15 protein-coding genes are annotated in these 17,912 nt (G+C 38.2%); all 15 read left to right on the top strand.

Annotation, left to right across the window (positions count from 1 at the left end):
* Window positions 1-5 precede the first annotated feature (5 nt).
* Window positions 6-509: a mismatch-specific DNA-glycosylase gene (locus tag LRP83_RS00100; RefSeq protein ID WP_230494624.1), complete on the top strand. Its 504-nt coding sequence runs from the start codon at window positions 6-8 to the stop codon at window positions 507-509.
* 141 nt (window positions 510-650) lie between these two features.
* On the top strand, window positions 651-842 hold the full coding sequence (locus tag LRP83_RS00105) for a YbxH family protein (protein ID WP_230494625.1): 192 nt from the start codon (window positions 651-653) through the stop codon (window positions 840-842).
* Between the two features lie 30 nt (window positions 843-872).
* Window positions 873-1,685, top strand: a complete 813-nt coding sequence (locus LRP83_RS00110; protein WP_230494626.1) for an Fpg/Nei family DNA glycosylase — start codon at window positions 873-875, stop codon at window positions 1,683-1,685.
* Window positions 1,686-1,913: 228 nt separating this feature from the next.
* Complete coding sequence (ccpN, locus tag LRP83_RS00115) at window positions 1,914-2,549, top strand: transcriptional regulator CcpN (protein ID WP_290369467.1); 636 nt, start codon at window positions 1,914-1,916, stop codon at window positions 2,547-2,549.
* Between the two features lie 24 nt (window positions 2,550-2,573).
* The gene (locus tag LRP83_RS00120; protein ID WP_230494627.1) at window positions 2,574-3,386 is read left to right on the top strand and encodes a pyruvate, water dikinase regulatory protein; all 813 of its coding nucleotides are present in this window, start codon (window positions 2,574-2,576) and stop codon (window positions 3,384-3,386) included.
* A gap of 3 nt (window positions 3,387-3,389) precedes the next feature.
* The gene (gene ppdK / locus LRP83_RS00125; RefSeq protein WP_230494628.1) at window positions 3,390-6,062 is read left to right on the top strand and encodes a pyruvate, phosphate dikinase; all 2,673 of its coding nucleotides are present in this window, start codon (window positions 3,390-3,392) and stop codon (window positions 6,060-6,062) included.
* A 482-nt stretch (window positions 6,063-6,544) separates the two neighbouring features.
* Window positions 6,545-7,915, top strand: coding sequence for an NAD(P)-dependent oxidoreductase (locus tag LRP83_RS00130; RefSeq protein ID WP_230494629.1), 1,371 nt, complete (start codon window positions 6,545-6,547; stop codon window positions 7,913-7,915).
* 38 nt (window positions 7,916-7,953) lie between these two features.
* Entirely contained in the window at window positions 7,954-9,240 is a 1,287-nt protein-coding gene (gene preA, locus LRP83_RS00135) for an NAD-dependent dihydropyrimidine dehydrogenase subunit PreA (protein ID WP_230494630.1), read from the top strand.
* 17 nt (window positions 9,241-9,257) lie between these two features.
* Window positions 9,258-10,676 (top strand): dihydropyrimidinase, encoded by a 1,419-nt coding sequence (gene hydA / locus LRP83_RS00140; protein WP_230494631.1) that lies wholly within the window; start codon window positions 9,258-9,260, stop codon window positions 10,674-10,676.
* Between the two features lie 58 nt (window positions 10,677-10,734).
* Window positions 10,735-10,965, top strand: a complete 231-nt coding sequence (locus LRP83_RS00145; protein ID WP_230494632.1) for a hypothetical protein — start codon at window positions 10,735-10,737, stop codon at window positions 10,963-10,965.
* A 31-nt stretch (window positions 10,966-10,996) separates the two neighbouring features.
* Window positions 10,997-12,463: a CoA-acylating methylmalonate-semialdehyde dehydrogenase gene (locus LRP83_RS00150; protein WP_230494633.1), complete on the top strand. Its 1,467-nt coding sequence runs from the start codon at window positions 10,997-10,999 to the stop codon at window positions 12,461-12,463.
* A gap of 11 nt (window positions 12,464-12,474) precedes the next feature.
* Complete coding sequence (locus tag LRP83_RS00155) at window positions 12,475-13,821, top strand: aspartate aminotransferase family protein (RefSeq protein ID WP_230494634.1); 1,347 nt, start codon at window positions 12,475-12,477, stop codon at window positions 13,819-13,821.
* Between the two features lie 609 nt (window positions 13,822-14,430).
* On the top strand, window positions 14,431-15,981 hold the full coding sequence (locus tag LRP83_RS00160; protein ID WP_230494635.1) for an ABC-F family ATP-binding cassette domain-containing protein: 1,551 nt from the start codon (window positions 14,431-14,433) through the stop codon (window positions 15,979-15,981).
* A gap of 131 nt (window positions 15,982-16,112) precedes the next feature.
* Window positions 16,113-16,943, top strand: a complete 831-nt coding sequence (gene dat / locus LRP83_RS00165; protein WP_230494636.1) for a D-amino-acid transaminase — start codon at window positions 16,113-16,115, stop codon at window positions 16,941-16,943.
* A gap of 23 nt (window positions 16,944-16,966) precedes the next feature.
* A complete protein-coding gene (locus tag LRP83_RS00170) occupies window positions 16,967-17,911 on the top strand; it encodes a dipeptidase (protein WP_230494637.1) in 945 nt (314 codons plus the stop codon).
* Window position 17,912: the final 1 nt, after the last annotated feature.

Raw genomic sequence — 17,912 nt, forward strand, 5'->3', positions numbered from 1 at the left:
CGGTAATGAAACCTATACCAGATCATATAACAGAGAACTTAACTATTCTTTTCGTGGGCTTTAATCCAAGTATCCGTTCTTCAGAAACTGGACATCATTTTGCAAACCCCAATAATCGATTTTGGAAGATTCTTCACGAATCAGGGTTAACACCTAAAAGGCTCGATACATCAGAGGATAATACTCTAGTTGATTTAGGATATGGACTTACAAACATAGTGGCTAGACCTACGAAAACCGCTCTGGAGATTACAAAGGAAGAGTATATATCAGGTAAAGCTGAATTACGAAAAAAAATTGAGAAGTACAAACCGAAATATGTTTGTTTTGTCGGTAAAGGGGTTTATCAAGAATATAGTGGGAAAAAGGATGTACCTTGGGGAGTACAAGACGGTTCTGTTGTTGACGATACAATTGATTTTGTCGCTCCTTCTTCAAGTGGTCTTGTAAGGATGAGATTGGATGAGATTGTTGACATATATCGAGAACTTGTTACTTTAATAAAATAAAAAGATCGGTAATAAAATAGCAAATCAATGGAGGGATTCGTAAATGAGAATTCCTCTTTTTTATTATTGCCTTATTTGTATAGGTTTTGCTGTTTTTTTGTAACCTATTATAGAAGAAAATTAAAAATAGGAGCTGTTAAAATGGGAGCTGTTGAGCGTAATGGCTATGTGTTCGAACCTGAGTTTAGTGTCATCAACCAAAAAGGGGCTATTCATGTATACCATGCTGGAGAATTTGTTGAAGAAATCCAGTTTGATTATATGGGAGATTTCCCGGAACCTGGCTATTTAGAGGAGTTAATTAATACTTATTGTGAAAATCACCAAATTTAACTATTCCTTTCCAACTGGAGGTAGGTAACCATGCCGGAACTACCTGAAATGGAGCATTACAAATTATTGCTTCTTCAAAAACTCCGAGGTAAAACTGTTTCCAATGTAGAGGTAAACCGGGAAAAGTCGATTAATGTTGTCCCTGAAGTTTTCCTCAACAATGTTAAAGGGCATCAAATTATCAATATTGAAAGAAAAGCAAAGCATTTATTATTTTATTTAGACAACGGACATGTATTGTTATTGCACTTGATGTTAGGTGGATGGATGTTCTACGGAAAAGATGAGGATAAGCCAGATAGAACAATCCAAATTCAATTGTCCTTTGGAAACGAACATCTATATTTTATTGGCTTACGTCTTGGTTTTTTACATATTTACAATTCAAAAGCTGATGTGGAGAAAGAATTAGCTGGTCTAGGTCCAGAGCCTTTAAGTCCTAATTTTACATTTACGGAGTTTATGGCTTTAATCGAAAAAAGAAGAGGGCGGTTAAAAACTAAATTAGTAGATCAACAATTTCTATCGGGAATTGGAAACTGTTATTCAGATGAAATTTGCTTTCATGCAGGGACTATTCCGAAAAGGGAGTTAAACGAACTTTCATCAAGCGAGAACAAACAGCTATTTGAATCCATCCATCATGTTTTAAAGGATGCACTAAAACATGGTGGTTATATGGAGAATCCATTATTCAAAGGAGATACTCTTACAGGTGGCTATAATAACCTCTGCAAGGTTTATGACCGAGAGGGTGAGAGTTGTCTAAGATGTGGTTCAAAAATAATAAAAGAAATGATTTCTTCGCGAAAAACGTTTTATTGTTTGAATTGCCAAAAATAAAGTGTAATCCGACAGTTGTGTTTTTACCACTGTCGGTTTTTTCATTTATATAAAAATAATTAGGTTTGTTGCTCGCTATTTATCATATTTTGCTATTTTGTCATAAAAAAACAAAACTCATTGTTTCTAAATTAGCACCAATGTTATATACTAAATATATAATAAGTATAACACAATTAGAGTGAATGCAAAGAAGTATAGCATTATTGCGTTAAGTATAAGGTGGTGATTCCTATTAAACTAACAAAACGTCAAGAAGAAATCCTTGAAATAGTCAAAGCAGCGGGACCAATCACAGGGAAGGATATCGCACAGAAACTATCCTTAACTCGTGCAACTCTTCGGCCGGATTTAACGATTTTGACGATGTCGGGAAATTTAGAGGCTAGACCGCGGGTTGGTTATTTTTTGAATGAAGATACTGAAATGAATTTAAAAGTAGCGAAGTTTTCAAAGCAAATTGTAAAGGATTACAAAGCGCATCCAATTGTCATCCAAAAGTCTGCATCGGTTTACGATGGGATTGTTCAAATCTTTCTTGAGGATGTCGGAACATTATATGCTGTGGATCAAAATGGGCATTTGGCTGGCGTAATCTCTAGAAAGGATTTACTCAGAGCAGCGATTGGAAACAAAAACTTGGACGATTTACCAGTTAGCGTGATTATGACACGGATGCCAAACATAGTCACAATCAAACAAGAAGATACTTTGATGGATGCTGCGAAGAAGCTTATTCAAAACCGTATTGATTCATTACCCGTTGTCCGAGAAATTGATTCAGATTCTCATACATATGAGGTAATTGGGCGAATAACAAAAACAACAATTACAAAAGCATTTCTTGAAATGATCGAACGATAATCGTATATAGGAAGTGAGAACAATTTGAATTCAAAAGAAGTTGTTTATGTCGTATCTGATTCTGTTGGTGAAACAGCAGAGTTTGTTGTTAAAGCTGTAGCAAGTCAATTTAATGGGGGCCACGTAGATATTCGCCGTAGTTCTTATGTTGAAGATACAGAGGATATTGAGGATGTTATTTTGCTTTCCAAGCAAACAAATTCGATTATTGCTTATACAGTCGTCATCCCAGTGCTAAAGGAATATCTTGATCGGCGTGCAAAAGAAGAAGGAATTATTGCTGTTGATTTAATGAACCCATTAATTGAAGCATTCACAAATAAGTTCAACAAGCTACCAAATCGTCAGCCTGGAATGATGAGAAAACTTGATGAAGATTATTTTAGAAAAATTGAAGCCATTGAATTCGCTGTGAAATATGATGATGGTCGTGATCCACGTGGGATACCGCGTGCAGATATCGTATTAATCGGGGTTTCGAGGACATCTAAAACTCCTCTTTCAATGTACTTAGCGCATAAAAGGCTAAAAGTAGCAAATGTTCCGCTTGTTCCTGAGGTACCAGCACCAGATGAGTTGTTTGAAGTTCCTAGAAATAAATGTGTAGGCTTAATTATTTCTCCAGATAAATTGAATGATATTCGAAAGGAACGACTAAAAGCCCTAGGATTAACTTCTCAAGCGAATTATGCCAGCTTTGAACGAATTTTAGAAGAGCTTGATTACGCTGAGAAAATTATGAAACGAGTTGGTTGTCCCATCATCAATGTTTCGAACAAAGCAATAGAAGAAACAGCCAATTTAATTATGGATTACTTAAAAAGTGAGAGGAGCTAATCAATGAGTAAATTTGTTTATTTATTTAATGAAGGCCATAGTGGAATGAAGGAAATTTTAGGTGGTAAAGGAGCTAATCTAGCCGAAATGACGAATATCGGCTTACCAGTTCCTTTTGGTTTTACCATTTCAACACAAGCTTGTAATGCTTATTATGAAGCAAATAAACAAATTCCAAACGAAGTGACTGCTCAAGTTTTAGAAGCTCTTCTTATTTTAGAGGGAACAACAGGAAAACAATTCGGCAATCCTGCAAATCCTTTATTAGTATCTGTTCGTTCAGGTTCAGTGTTTTCAATGCCGGGTATGATGGATACCGTGTTAAATCTTGGTATGAATGATGAAACAGTAGAAGGAGTAGCAAAATTAACTAATAATCCCCGTTTTGCTTATGATTCTTATCGCCGTTTCATTCAAATGTTTTGTAATGTTGTCCTAGATATTAATGTATTCTTCTTCGAACAATTTTTAGAAGAAGTAAGAGAACAAAAAGGATATTCCTCAGACCCAGAAATGACTGCTGAAGATTGGCAAGAAGTTATTAAAGGCTATAAGGGAATCGTTAAAAAACATACACGTAAGGATTTTCCGCAGGATCCAAAGGAGCAATTATTTTTATCCATAAATGCGGTGTTTAATTCTTGGAATAACCAACGGGCAATTGTGTATCGACGCCTCAATAAAATTCCAGACCATCTTGGTACAGCAGTTAACATACAGAGCATGGTATTTGGAAATATGGGCAATGATTCAGGGACAGGTGTGGCTTTTACACGTAACCCATCTACAGGAGAGCATCTTTTGTACGGAGAATACTTAATTAATGCTCAAGGAGAAGATGTCGTTGCAGGTATACGTACTCCCCAACCAATTCGAACACTTAAGGATGAAATGCCTGAAGTCTTTCAACAATTTGTAGAAACAAGTAAGCGCTTAGAACAGCATTATCAAGATATGCAGGATATTGAATTTACCGTAGAACGTGGAGAACTATTTATTTTGCAAACAAGGACTGGAAAGCGAACTGCTCAAGCAGCGATTCGCATCGCTGTTGAAATGGTTGAAGAAGGCATCATTGATAAAAGGACTGCTCTTTTACGCGTTGACCCAGATCAACTAAACCAACTTTTACACAGTCGAATTGACGAATCTTATAAACGCACCGTCTTAGCAAAAGGTTTACCAGCATCTCCGGGGGCGGCAACAGGTTCAGTCGTATTTGATGCGGATGAAGCGGAAAGCTTAACAAATGAAGGTAAAAAGGTTATTCTAGTTCGTCCAGAAACGACACCTGATGATATTCACGGAATTGTTTCAGCTCAAGCTGTTGTCACGAGTCGTGGTGGAATGACAAGCCATGCTGCTGTTGTTGCTAGAGGAATGGGTAAAGCATGTATTTGTGGTTGTGAAGCTTTGAAAATTGATCTAAGAACAAAGCAATTCTCGATTGGTGATACAGTTGTAAAATATGGTGATATCATCACAATCGATGGTGCTACAGGCGAGATAATGTTAGGTGAAATCCCGATGATAGAGCCTGAATTATCAGATGAATTCCAATTATTATTGGGATGGGCAGACCAAGAGCGCAAGCTAGGGGTTCGTGCGAATGCCGATAATCCAGAAGATGCGAAGAAAGCTTTCGAATTTGGGGCAGCTGGTATTGGATTATGCCGTACGGAGCATATGTTTATGGATTTAAAGAGAATACCAATTGTACAAAGTATGATTTTAGCAGAAAGCTATGAAGAACGGAAGGAAGCACTCGCAAAACTATTACCTATGCAGCAAGGGGATTTTGAAGGCATTTTTGAAGCCATGAAAGGCTATCCCGTAACTATCCGTTTATTAGATCCACCACTACATGAGTTTTTACCTAATAAGGAAGAGCTTCTTGTTGAAGTTACGAAGCTACAAATCTTACAACCTGAATCAAAAGAGTTAAGAGAAAAAGAGCTTCTTCTTAAAAAGGTCCGTCAGTTAGACGAGACGAATCCTATGTTAGGACATCGTGGCTGTCGTTTAGGAATGATTCACCCTGAAATATATGAAATGCAAGCAAAAGCCATTTTCTATGCAGTAGCGAATCTTGCAGATAAAGGCGTAGCTGTTAAGCCTGAAATTATGATTCCGCTTGTTGGCCATGTAACTGAATTAAAGGAAATGCGTCAGCTTGTCATTGGAGCAGCCGTAAAAGTAAAAGAAGAAACAGGGAAAGACTTTGATTATCTAATTGGGACGATGATTGAAATTCCTCGTGCGGCTTTAACAGCTGACCAAATTGCAGAAGAAGCTGACTTTTTCTCCTTTGGGACGAATGATTTAACCCAAACGACATTTGGTTATAGCCGTGATGATGCTGAAGGAAAATTTTTACAAACATATATAGAAAACAAGGTACTTCCTGAAAATCCATTTGCGGTTCTTGATCAGGAAGGTGTAGGGAAACTTGTGGAAATGGGTGTTAAATTAGGACGTGAAACGAAACCAGAGCTAAAAACAGGTATTTGTGGGGAGCATGGGGGAGAAAAAAGCTCGATTGAATTCTGTTACAAAACAGGCTTGGATTATGTGAGCTGTTCACCTTATCGTGTCCCACTAGCACGTTTAGCTGCTGCCCAAGCAACAATCAAGTTTGATACAACCGAGGTTAGGAATTTAACTGAAGTAAAATAATTGATTTGACTGAAGACATGGTTGCGAAATATACAACCATGTTTTTTTTATGCTTTTTTCTTAATGATTGTTGTTTTTATATAATAACCAGCCGATTTCGGCTCATTATGCTTGAATGATTGAATGGGCCAATTCCGTTTCACTGATTTTTTTCCTAAAACGGATATCAACGGACCTTTCAATTTGGCCTTTAATGTCCAAATAGCCACTGATTCCGGATCACTTTGTCTACCTATCTAAAATTCTAATTAAAGAGTAAACAAAATAGTGAAAGCAATAAAGTTTACGAAAAGAGTCCTTATTTTTCTTTGACTAGTTAAAAAGGATATGAATTTAATTTAAATGAAAGATTCTGAAAGAAGTACAAGAATAAAGTCTAGTCCTTTGTCGTATTTATGTTATGAGAGCGTAATTTATTGATTTTATACATTACGAATCGTTATTCTGACCTTAAAAGTTACTCAGAGAGGGAGGCTATTTCATTGGCAAATCCAAAAAGAGAGAGGATTTCCTACACCAATCTTGAAAAAAATTTTCAAGAAGTAGATTTAGGTTTTACAAATCAAGAAGCATTGGAAGAATCAAATCGCTGCCTTTACTGCTATGACGCCCCTTGTATTAAAGCTTGCCCAACAGGAATAGATATCCCTACATTTATTAAAAAAATTGCCTCAGGAAACCTTAAAGGTTCTGCAAAAACAATTATGACTTCTAACCCGATTGGAGCAAGTTGTGCACGTGTTTGTCCGACAGAGGAGCTTTGTGAGGGTGCATGTGTGTTAAATCATTCGACAAACCCGATCCCAATTGGAAAGCTTCAGAGATTTGCCACTGACTGGGCGATTAGAAATGAACAAACACTATTTGAACCAGGGGTAAGCAATGGTAAAACAGTGGCCGTAATTGGTGGAGGTCCAGCAGGATTATCAGCTGCTAGAGAATTGGCACGTTTCGGCTATCAAGTAACGATTTTTGAAGCGGAAGAAAAAGCGGGTGGATTAAATACGTTTGGAATTGTATCCTTCCGTCTACCGCAGGCGATTTCTTTTTGGGAAGTAGAACAAGTTCAAAAGCTAAATGTAACGATTAAAACTAATACAAAAGTTGGCATCGATATTTCAGTTGAAGAAATAATGGAAGATTATGACTTCATTATTCTAGCGGCTGGTATGTCAACTGTTCCTAAGCTGAATGTAGAAGGTGAAGATTTAACCGGTGTCTATGATGCAATTGAGTTTGTGAAAGCAACAAAAAGCAATGAAATAACAAAAGACTTTGTTGGGAAACGGGTAGTAGTAATTGGAGCTGGAAATACCGCAATTGATGGCGCCACCTGTTCGGTAAGGTTAGGTGCAGAGAACGTAAAAATTTTATATCGGAGAACAGAAGAGGAAATGTCCGCTTATGATTTTGAGTACGAATTCGCGAAACAAGACGGGGTCGAGTTTCGTTGGTTAACAGCTCCCAAACGGATTATCGGTGATGAAAATGGAAATGTATCTGGAATTGAATGCTACAAGATGCAACTTGGAGAGCCAGACCTAGATGGTCGTTGTCGTCCAGAGCCAGTTGAAAACTCTGAATATATACTCCCCGTAGATGCCGTTATTAAAGCTATTGGTCAGACTAGGCATTTGGATTTAATTGAAGCACTGAATCTAAATCACAATCATGGAGTTGTCCATGTGAATCAAGAAACCTATCAAACTTCAAATCCAAAAATATTTGCATGTGGAGATATTGTTTTTGCTGGTAAAGGGAAGGGTGAAGCAATGGTTGTAACAGCTGCTCAACAAGGAAAAGTGGCAGCCTATTCCCTTCATAAGCAATTTTCTACGGTGGAAAATACTTAAGCTGATCCTAATTTTTAAAAGAATAGGAGTGACAAATAATGGCTGATTTATCGATTAATCTAGCAGGCATAAAATCTCCAAATCCTTTCTGGCTTGCATCAGCCCCACCTACCAATTCAGGCTATCAGGTACAAAGAGCCTTTGAAGCAGGTTGGGGAGGCGCAGTTTGGAAGACATTGGGGGATCCTATTTTAAATGTTTCCTCCCGCTTTGCAGCAGTTAGCTTTAATGGTCAAAGAGTAGCTGGTTTTAATAATATTGAGCTTATTACAGACCGACCAATAGAAGTCAACTTAAAAGAAATTTATGAAACAAAGAAGCGCTTTCCTAATCATGCAATCATTGTTTCGTTAATGGTTGAACCGAAGCAAGAAAAATGGCACGAAATCGTTAAACGTGTAGAGGATGTTGGAGTTGATGGACTAGAGTTAAACTTCGGCTGTCCACATGGAATGGCAGAGCGTGGAATGGGTTCGGCCTCTGGGCAAGTCCCAGAGCTAGTTGAAAGGCAAACCTTTTGGGTGAAGGAAGTAGCAACAACACCTGTTATTGTAAAATTAACGCCCAATATAACGGATATTACAGCAACTGCGGAAGCGGCGGTAAGAGGTGGAGCAGATGCCATTAGTATGATCAACACGATTAACAGTTTAATGGGTGTCGATTTAGACAATTGGAATACCATTCCACATGTAGCGGGGAAAGGGGCTCATGGAGGATATTGTGGTCCAGCTGTGAAGCCGATTGCACTAAATATGGTCGCCGAATGTGCCCGAAATTCGAGAATAAATGTTCCTATTTCAGGTATTGGTGGAATTTCGAGTTGGCAAGATGCTGTTGAATTTATGTTAATGGGAGCGACTGGTGTTCAAGTGTGTACGGCTGCTATGCACCATGGATTCCGAATTGTTGAGGATATGATTGATGGCTTAAATAATTATTTAGATGAAAAAGGGATTGCTTCTGTTTCTGAATTGATTGGTAAATCAGTTCCTCGATATTCTGATTGGGGAAATTTAGATCTAAATTACAATATTGTGGCGAAGATTAATACGGATGTGTGTATTAACTGTAATAAGTGTCATATTGCTTGTGAAGATACTTCGCATCAATGTATTGATATGCTAACGGATACAAATGGAAATAGCTATCTAAAGGTTCGAGAGGAAGATTGTGTGGGCTGTAATCTATGTTCCATTGTTTGTCCAGTTGATGGAGCGATTGATATGGTTGAGGTATCGAGTGACCTTCAACCAATGACCTGGAATGAACGTCAGGCAGCATTAAATCTTGTCGCACAATGCAAAACAGATGTTGCTAAGTAACTAAGGAGGTATTGGGCATGAGTAAATTGATTAGAAACGGAACGATTGTAACAGCAGCAGACATGTACGTGGCTGATATTTTAATAGAGAATGGAAAGGTTTCAGCAATCGGGTCAAATCTTTCTGCTCCAGGTGCAGAAATTATTGATGCTAAAGGTCATTATGTATTTCCAGGTGGAATTGACCCACATACCCATTTAGATATGCCTTTTGGTGGAACGGTTACAAAGGATGATTTTGAAACAGGAACCATCGCGGCAGCATTTGGTGGCACAACAACAGTGATTGATTTTTGTTTAACTCAAAAAGGCGAGCCTTTAAAGAATTCGATTCAAACCTGGCATGATAAGTCTAGAGATAAAGCTGTTATTGATTATGGTTTCCATTTAATGATTGGTGAAATCAACGAGAATGTTTTGAACGAGCTTCCTCAAGTTATTGAGGAGGAAGGTATTACATCGTTTAAGGTTTTTATGGCCTATAAAAATGTGTTCCAGGCAGATGATGCTACGTTATATCGAACCTTGCTAGCTGCAAAAGAACACGGAGCGTTGGTCATGGTACATGCTGAAAACGGTGATGTTATTGATTATTTAACCAATAAAGCAATTGAAGAAGGAAACACAGAGCCAATCTATCATGCTTTAACAAGACCTCCAGAGGTGGAGGGTGAAGCAACAGGGCGGGCAGCTCTTCTTACAGAACTAGCAAACTCTCAACTTTATGTCGTTCATGTATCGTGTGCGAATGCGGTTGAAAAGATTGCAGAAGCTCGTAACAAAGGACTTAATATTTGGGGTGAAACGTGCCCGCAATATTTAGTTCTTGATCGAAGTTACTTAGAAAAACCGAATTTCGAAGGTGCCAAATATGTTTGGTCTCCACCTTTAAGAGAAAAATGGCATCAAGAAATCCTTTGGAATGCTTTGAAGAATGGTTCATTGCAAACCCTAGGCTCGGATCAATGCTCTTTTGATTTTAAAGGTCAAAAGGACTTAGGCAGAGAGGATTTTACTAAAATTCCTAACGGTGGTCCCATTATTGAAGATCGTGTGTCTATTCTCTTTTCCGAAGGTGTAATGAAAGGGAGAATTACGGTTAACCAATTTGTTGATATCACATCAACAAGAATTGCGAAGCTATTTGGACTTTTCCCACAAAAAGGAACGATTGCCGTAGGTTCAGATGCAGATATTGTTCTTTTTGACCCGAGTGTGGAGCGGGTGATTTCTGCGGAGACTCACCACATGGCCGTAGATTACAATGCGTTTGAAGGAATGAAGGTATGTGGAGAACCAATTTCCGTTCTTTCTCGAGGAGAATTTGTAATCCGTGATAAGCAATTTGTTGGTCGACCAGGTTCAGGACAGTATTTAAGGAGAGCGAAATATAATGCCCAAACTTCTAACGACCAAAATGAATTTCAATCAATTTAGAAGAGGAAGTAGGGGGTTATGAGGTACCGAAAATTTTTATAAAAATGGGGGGGATTTCATGTCTGAATATCAACAATTTTTAGTTGAAAGAAACAAAGTTGATTTTCTCATTCAAAAGGGTTATCTAATTAACAATATACTAGAAAATCTGAATGGCTCATACGTAGATTTCATTCATCCTAATGATCAATCAAAAGAAACACTTCATATTTCAACAGCAAATGGTCGAAAGTATTTTTCAAGTATTCTCATTAAACAAAATACCACTTCATATATAAAGAATGAGTAGCTTCGTCCAAACCATGTAAAGGAGAAACATTATGGCGATTACAAAAAATGAAACGACAGTGTTAAAAAATTTCATTGACGGACAGTGGGTAGAGTCAAACAGCCAAAAGACGCTTGAGGTTCCGAATCCAGCAACGAACGAATTATTGGCTAGAGTACCAATTTCGTCAAAAGAGGATGTCAGTTTGGCGGTTGGAGCAGCCAAAAAAGCATTCGCGAAATGGAGAAATGTTCCTGTACCAAAGCGTGCTAGAATTCTCTTTAAATACCACCATCTCTTAACTGAAAACCATGAAGAATTAGCTCGATTAATCGTTCAAGAAAATGGAAAGGCTTACAAAGAAGCATATGGTGAGGTTCAACGCGGTGTTGAATGTGTAGAGTTTGCAGCTGGTGCCCCTACGTTAATGATGGGCGAAACCTTATCTGGAATTGCAGAAGATATTGACTCCGAGATGTTTCGCTATCCTATAGGTGTGGTGGGTGGAATCACTCCTTTCAATTTCCCAATGATGGTACCACTATGGATGTTCCCATTGGCCATTGCTTGTGGAAATACATTTATTCTCAAGCCTTCAGAACGGACGCCAATTTTAGCTAATAGATTGGTAGAATTGTTTGCTGAGGCTGGTGCACCTCCAGGAGTATTAAATGTGGTTCATGGTGCTCACGATGTGGTAAATGGCTTACTTGAGCATAAGGATGTTGCCGCTATTTCATTTGTAGGCTCTCAGCCTGTTGCTAAGTATGTATACGAACGTGCGGCTTCTGAAGGAAAAAGGGTGCAAGCTCTTTCTGGTGCAAAAAACCACCATATTGTCATGCCTGATGCGGATATGGATAAGGCTGTCCAACATGTACTCAGCTCAACATTTGGTAGTGCAGGGCAAAGATGCATGGCGTGTAGTGCGGTCGTCGTAGTTGGCGATAACGAGCCGTTTGTAGATGCACTAAAGAAAAAAGCCGATGAATTAATTATCGGTAATGGAATGGATGATGAGGTGTTATTAACGCCTGTCATTCGAAAAGAGCATCGAGATAAGGTTCTTGGTTATATAGAAAAGGGCTTGGAGGAAGGAGCGAACCTTATTAGGGATGGACGTTCTGAAATGGATGAACTACCAGAAGGGAATTTTCTTGGCCCAACAATCTTTGACCATGTTACCCCTGAGATGACAATAGCAAAGGATGAAATATTTGCACCAGTTTTAAGTTTACTTAGAGCTAAAGATTTGGATGAAGGTTTAGAATTTATCCGTAAATCTAGATATGGAAATGGTGCTACCATTTATACAAATAACGCAAAAGCAATCCGTCAGTTCCGTGAAGAAGCGGACGCAGGAATGCTTGGAATAAATGTAGGTGTACCAGCAACGATGGCCTTCTTCCCATTTTCTGGATGGAAGGATTCCTTTTATGGCGATCTTCATGTAAACGGAAAAGATGGACTAAATTTCTTTACTCGGAAAAAAATGATTACATCTCGTTTTGATGATTAAGGGGGCTTACCATGGTTCAAATGAGTCATTCCAAAGAAACACTACAGCAACAAGATGAAAAATATGTTTGGCATAGTATGAAGCCTTATAACCCTAACGCAACTCTAGTTGTTGAGAAAGCGCAAGGGTCTTGGGTCACCGATGTAGATGGAAAGCGATACTTAGATGCGATGTCTGGCTTATGGTGTGTGAATGTAGGTTATGGTAGAACAGAGCTTGCAGAGGCAGCTTACGAGCAATTAAAAGAATTGGCGTATTTTCCACTGTCACAAAGTCATGTACCAGCTATTAAACTAGCGGAAAAACTAAATGACATGCTCGGTGGCGATTATGTTATCTTTTTTTCCAATAGTGGATCGGAAGCAAATGAAGCAGCTTTTAAAATTGTTCGTCAATATCACCAGCAAAAGGGTGAAGGCGGTAGGTATAAAATTGTCTCCCGATATCGATCCTATCACGGTAGCTCAATGGGAGCGCTAGCTGCAACCGGGCAAGCCCAAAGAAAGTATAAATATGAGCCGCTAGCACCAGGCTTTATACATGTTGCCCCTCCTGACAGTTATCGAGATGATTTCGGTGCAACAGATCCACATGGGATAAAGGATATCGATAGAGCGATGACCTGGGAATTAAGTGATACAATTGCAGCGATGATTATGGAGCCAATTATCACGGGTGGAGGAGTTATCGTTCCACCAGATGGCTATATGAAGGCCGCAAAAGAAGTGTGTGAAAAACATGGGGCATTGTTAATTGTGGATGAAGTTATTTGTGGCTTCGGTCGTACTGGAAAACCATTCGGATTTATGAATTATGATGTCAAGCCTGATATTATTACGATGGCAAAGGGGTTAACGAGTGGATACCTTCCGTTGTCAGCAACTGCCGTTCGGAAAGAAATCTATGAAGCTTTTAAAGGCTCGGATGAGTACGAATTTTTCCGTCACGTAAATACGTTTGGTGGAAGTCCAGCTGCCTGTGCCTTAGCTTTGAAAAACCTTGAGATTATGGAAACGGAAAAATTATTTGATCGTTCAAGGGAATTGGGCGAAAAAGTGTTAAATGAGCTAAGTAATCTTTTATCAGACCACCCTTATGTCGGGAATATCCGTGGTAAAGGATTATTGTTAGGACTTGAGCTAGTGAAGGATAAGGTGACCAAGGAGCCTTTAGATACAAGTCTTGTGAATGATGTTATTGCGTCGTGTAAGGCGAACGGTCTCATAATTGGAAAGAATGGGGTTACAGTTGCAGGCTTTAATAATGTGTTAACTCTGTCGCCACCATTGAATATTGAACTAGAGGATTTGGCGTTTGTTGTGAAGACATTGGTTGCTGCACTTGAGAAGATTAAATAGTTGTGGTGGTTGAACACTCGTGATTGGTTGCGGGTGTTTTTTTGTGGGTGTGGTTTCAGTACGAAAAGGAAGATGCAGTCACGTAAACTTGGATAGGTGCCCGTTTTGGTCCAAAATAGTGAAAAAGGGGAACGTAAACTCAGATAGTTGCCTGTTTTGGTCTAAATTATAAAAAAAGGTAACTAAAAACCAGATAGGTGCCCAGTTTTATTCAAAAAGAGAGAAAACAGTCATCAAAGTGCTCTTTTATTTTTTTACCATTAAATCCCTTTACAATTTTCCACTTCTTGCATATGATAAAATGGTACTACTATTTTTTTACATTTAAGGAGGAATCAAGGTACGATGTCAACGTTCGTTGTTTGTTTAGGGTGAAACTTAAAACGGGAATAGTGTGCCCATTTTTAGTAAATCCAATCGTAAACGACGAATGTTTCGTACCCTATCTTCCTATATATTCGTGTTTAAGAAGTGCTATAGCAGGCTTCTTTTGTGCGTGAAGAAGGTAGGGGTTTATTTCCCCTACCTTTTATTTTTAAAATATTGGGAACGAGTCCTCCAAGTTTACGGATTGGTTCATAAAATTGAACTAAAAGGAGAGACATTTAAATGAGTATTCTCAATGTAGAAAATCTCACCCATTATTTTGGAGATAAATTAGTTTTTAAAAATATAGAATTTCGCTTACTAAAAAAAGAACGAGTTGGATTAGTCGGGCCAAATGGGGCTGGTAAATCCACTCTTCTTCAAATATTATCTGGGGCTATTCTACCTGATAATGGAAAAATTAGCTGGCAGCCAAATATTCAAGTTGGTTATTTAGAGCAACAAACAGAGTTACAAGCAGGATTAAATATCCGTGATTATTTAAGGAGTGCGTTTCAGCATTTATATGATTATGAAACAGAATTACTCGAGCTTACCAGTCAAATGTCCCATTGCCAAGACAGCGAAACTTTAGAACAGTATCTAAAACGCTTTTCACAGCTACAAGAGTTATTAGAACATCACAACTTTTATTTTATTGATTCAAAAATAGATGATGTGGCCAATGGGTTGGGGATACATGTATTAGGAATGGAAAAGGATGTTTCACAGTTAAGTGGTGGGCAGAGAACGAAACTCCTTCTAGCAAAACTTCTTTTAAAGGAACCAGAGATTTTGCTATTAGATGAGCCGACTAACTATCTTGATTTTGAGCATATCAGTTGGTTAAAGGATTATTTGAAAAATTATCCAAACTCCTTTATTCTCATTTCACATGATATGGAGTTTCTAAATGAAGTCGTTAATGTGGTGTACCATCTTGAGCATAAAAATTTAACAAGATATTTGGGGAATTATCAAAAATTCACGGAGCAGTATGAATTAAGAAAACAGCAAATTTTTTTGGAGTACGCAAGGCAAAAGCAAGAAATTGACAAGTTAGAAACGTATATCCAAAAGAACAAGGCTCGCGCATCCACCTCAAAGCAAGCGAAGTCTCGTGAGAAAATGCTAGAAAAAATTGAACGTATCGACAAACCAGCGTACACGCCGAAACCTAGATTTTCATTTAAGGTTTCAGAGCGACCTGCAAGTTTAATTGTAGAGGCAGTGGAATTAGCGGTTGGGTATGAAACGGAGTTGTTACCGCCGTTTGACTTTACCTTAAGACGAGGAGATAAAATAGCTATAATTGGTTATAATGGGATCGGAAAATCAACGATGTTAAAAACGATCATTGGCGAACTATCACCAATAAATGGTCAGATATTGTTTGGACAAAATGCTCAACCTGCCTACTTTGCACAGGAGTGGAATACAGCTTCTGCTCAAACTCCGATTGAGTATATATGGTCTTTGCACGAAGAGATGACCCAAAAAGAGGTTCGGCAAGCGTTGGCCCGATCAGGTTTGAAAACGGAACATATTTTTCAACCGCTAAGCTCCTTAAGTGGTGGAGAGCAAACAAAGGTGCGAATTTGTCAGTTGATGTTAACAAGAAGCAATTGGCTTATTTTAGATGAACCGACTAATCACTTAGATATTCAATCAAAAGAAGTTTTGGCACATGCTCTTTCGTTATACGAGGGAACAGTACTGGTGGTTTCTCATGAACCAGAGTTTTACAAAGATTGGGTTACGGACGTATGGAACCTTGAAAAATGGAAGAGATAAAATTCAAATTCACCCACAAAGATCAGTTTTGTGGGTTTTTATTTTTCATTTATTATTGGATTACGTTGAAAAATCATATATCTTTATAGAAAGGATTTATTTCAAAATTTTTTTAAAAAGGAGCAACAATCATGGGCATTGGATATATTAATGGGAAATTTACAAATTTAGATGAGTTGGTCTTACCAATAGATGAAAGAGGGCATCAATTTGGGGATGGCGTATACGAGGTCATTCGTGTATATAATGGTACTCCATTTATGTTAGACGAACATCTAGATCGGTTAATAAATAGCTCAAAAGCCATCAAGCTACCCATTACTCAAACAGTGGAAGATTTTAAAAATCTTATCCTGGAGGCAGTGGATAAATCTCAATTAATGGATTGTAATGTCTACATGCAAATTACAAGAGGGATTGTTACAAGAAATCATCTTTTCCCTACTGTACCTGTTTCAATCACAATGACCGTTAGACCAGCCAAACTTATTTCTCAAACGACTAGAGAAAAAGGTGAAACAGCTATATTCCATGAGGATGAACGTTGGGCAAATTGTTATATTAAATCTCTTAATCTTTTACCAAATATTTTAGCGAAGCAAACTGCCTTTGAAGCAGGATGTTATGAGGCAATTTTAGTAAGAGATGGCTATGTGACTGAGGCATCGAGCTCAAATGTATTCATTATAAAAGACGGTAAGGTTTTTACAACCCCCCTTTCTAAGCAGATTCTACCTGGGATAACTCGAATGGCTGTAAAAAATGCAACCAATTTATTAAATATAGATTTTATTGATAAAAATTTCACACCGGAGGAACTTCTAGAGGCAGACGAAGTATTTGTAACCAGTACAACTTCAGAGGTATTGCCGATTGTAAAGGTTGACGGTAAGCTGATCGGTACGGGGAAACCAGGTGAAGTCACAAATAGGATTTACCAACAATTTTTAAAATTGATTTAACAAGAGCGAAGGAGGGGAATTTTATGAACATAATCGATTTTCATTGTGATGCTCTTCTTAAGCTATGGGAAGCAAAGGGAGTTTTACGATTTGCTGATGCAAAAGAATTAGAAACGAACAAACTCCGTCTACAGCAGGGAAAAGTCAAGGTACAGTGCTTTGCGATATTTATTGAACCTGACATAAAAGCCGAACAAAAATTCCAATGTGTTCTAGAGCAAATTGATTATTTCTATCAAGAAGTTCTTGGTAAAAATCCTGAAATGAAGCATATCAAAAATTGGGCTGATTTTGACCAATTAAAACCAGGCGAAATTGGGGCCATGTTAACACTTGAAGGTGTTGATGCCATTGGTAATGACTTAACAAAGTTAAGAATACTGTATCAATTAGGTGTACGTTCTGTAGGTCTAACGTGGAACAATGCTAACCTTGCTGCTGATGGAGCAGGAGAACCTCGCGGGGGCGGATTGACTTTATTCGGAAAAGAAATTGTAAAGCTGAACAATGAGTTTCAGGTGTTAACCGATGTATCCCATTTAAGTGAGAGAGCCTTTTGGGATGTGATGGAGCTTGCCAAGTATCCAATTGCCAGTCATTCTAATTCGCGAGCTCTGTGCGATCATCCTCGTAATTTATTTGATGCTCAGGCAACTGCCATGTTTGAAAAAGGCGGCATGATTCATGTAGTTTATTGTCCTCCGTTTGTGAAGAAGGATGGAAAGGCAAGCGTATCTGATATTGTAAGGCATATAGATCGTTTCTGCTCATTAGGTGGAGTAAAGCAAATTGGCTTAGGCTCTGACTTTGATGGTATTTCTACATATGTAGCAGGGTTAGAGGATTCCTCTAAGAGTCAAAATTTAATCAATGAATTATTAAAGAATTTTAAAGAAGAAGAAGTAAAAGGATTTGCATACAAAAATTTCTTGAATCATCGTCCAAAAGCTGTTTCTTTGGAGGGGTAAG

Origin of the sequence: Pseudoneobacillus rhizosphaerae (assembly GCF_917563885.1) — a bacterium.
Classification (GTDB): domain Bacteria; phylum Bacillota; class Bacilli; order Bacillales; family Cytobacillaceae; genus Pseudoneobacillus; species Pseudoneobacillus rhizosphaerae.

What these genes read in the sequence shown, in the direction of transcription:
- LRP83_RS00100 (WP_230494624.1), top strand. Translation starts at nt 6, where the DNA reads ATGAAACCTATACCAGATCATATAACAGAGAACTTAACTATTCTTTTC.
- LRP83_RS00105 (WP_230494625.1), top strand. Translation starts at nt 651, where the DNA reads ATGGGAGCTGTTGAGCGTAATGGCTATGTGTTCGAACCTGAGTTTAGT.
- LRP83_RS00110 (WP_230494626.1), top strand. Translation starts at nt 873, where the DNA reads ATGCCGGAACTACCTGAAATGGAGCATTACAAATTATTGCTTCTTCAA.
- ppdK (WP_230494628.1), top strand. Translation starts at nt 3,390, where the DNA reads ATGAGTAAATTTGTTTATTTATTTAATGAAGGCCATAGTGGAATGAAG.
- preA (WP_230494630.1), top strand. Translation starts at nt 7,954, where the DNA reads ATGGCTGATTTATCGATTAATCTAGCAGGCATAAAATCTCCAAATCCT.
- hydA (WP_230494631.1), top strand. Translation starts at nt 9,258, where the DNA reads ATGAGTAAATTGATTAGAAACGGAACGATTGTAACAGCAGCAGACATG.
- LRP83_RS00145 (WP_230494632.1), top strand. Translation starts at nt 10,735, where the DNA reads ATGTCTGAATATCAACAATTTTTAGTTGAAAGAAACAAAGTTGATTTT.
- LRP83_RS00150 (WP_230494633.1), top strand. Translation starts at nt 10,997, where the DNA reads ATGGCGATTACAAAAAATGAAACGACAGTGTTAAAAAATTTCATTGAC.
- LRP83_RS00155 (WP_230494634.1), top strand. Translation starts at nt 12,475, where the DNA reads ATGGTTCAAATGAGTCATTCCAAAGAAACACTACAGCAACAAGATGAA.
- LRP83_RS00160 (WP_230494635.1), top strand. Translation starts at nt 14,431, where the DNA reads ATGAGTATTCTCAATGTAGAAAATCTCACCCATTATTTTGGAGATAAA.
- dat (WP_230494636.1), top strand. Translation starts at nt 16,113, where the DNA reads ATGGGCATTGGATATATTAATGGGAAATTTACAAATTTAGATGAGTTG.
- LRP83_RS00170 (WP_230494637.1), top strand. Translation starts at nt 16,967, where the DNA reads ATGAACATAATCGATTTTCATTGTGATGCTCTTCTTAAGCTATGGGAA.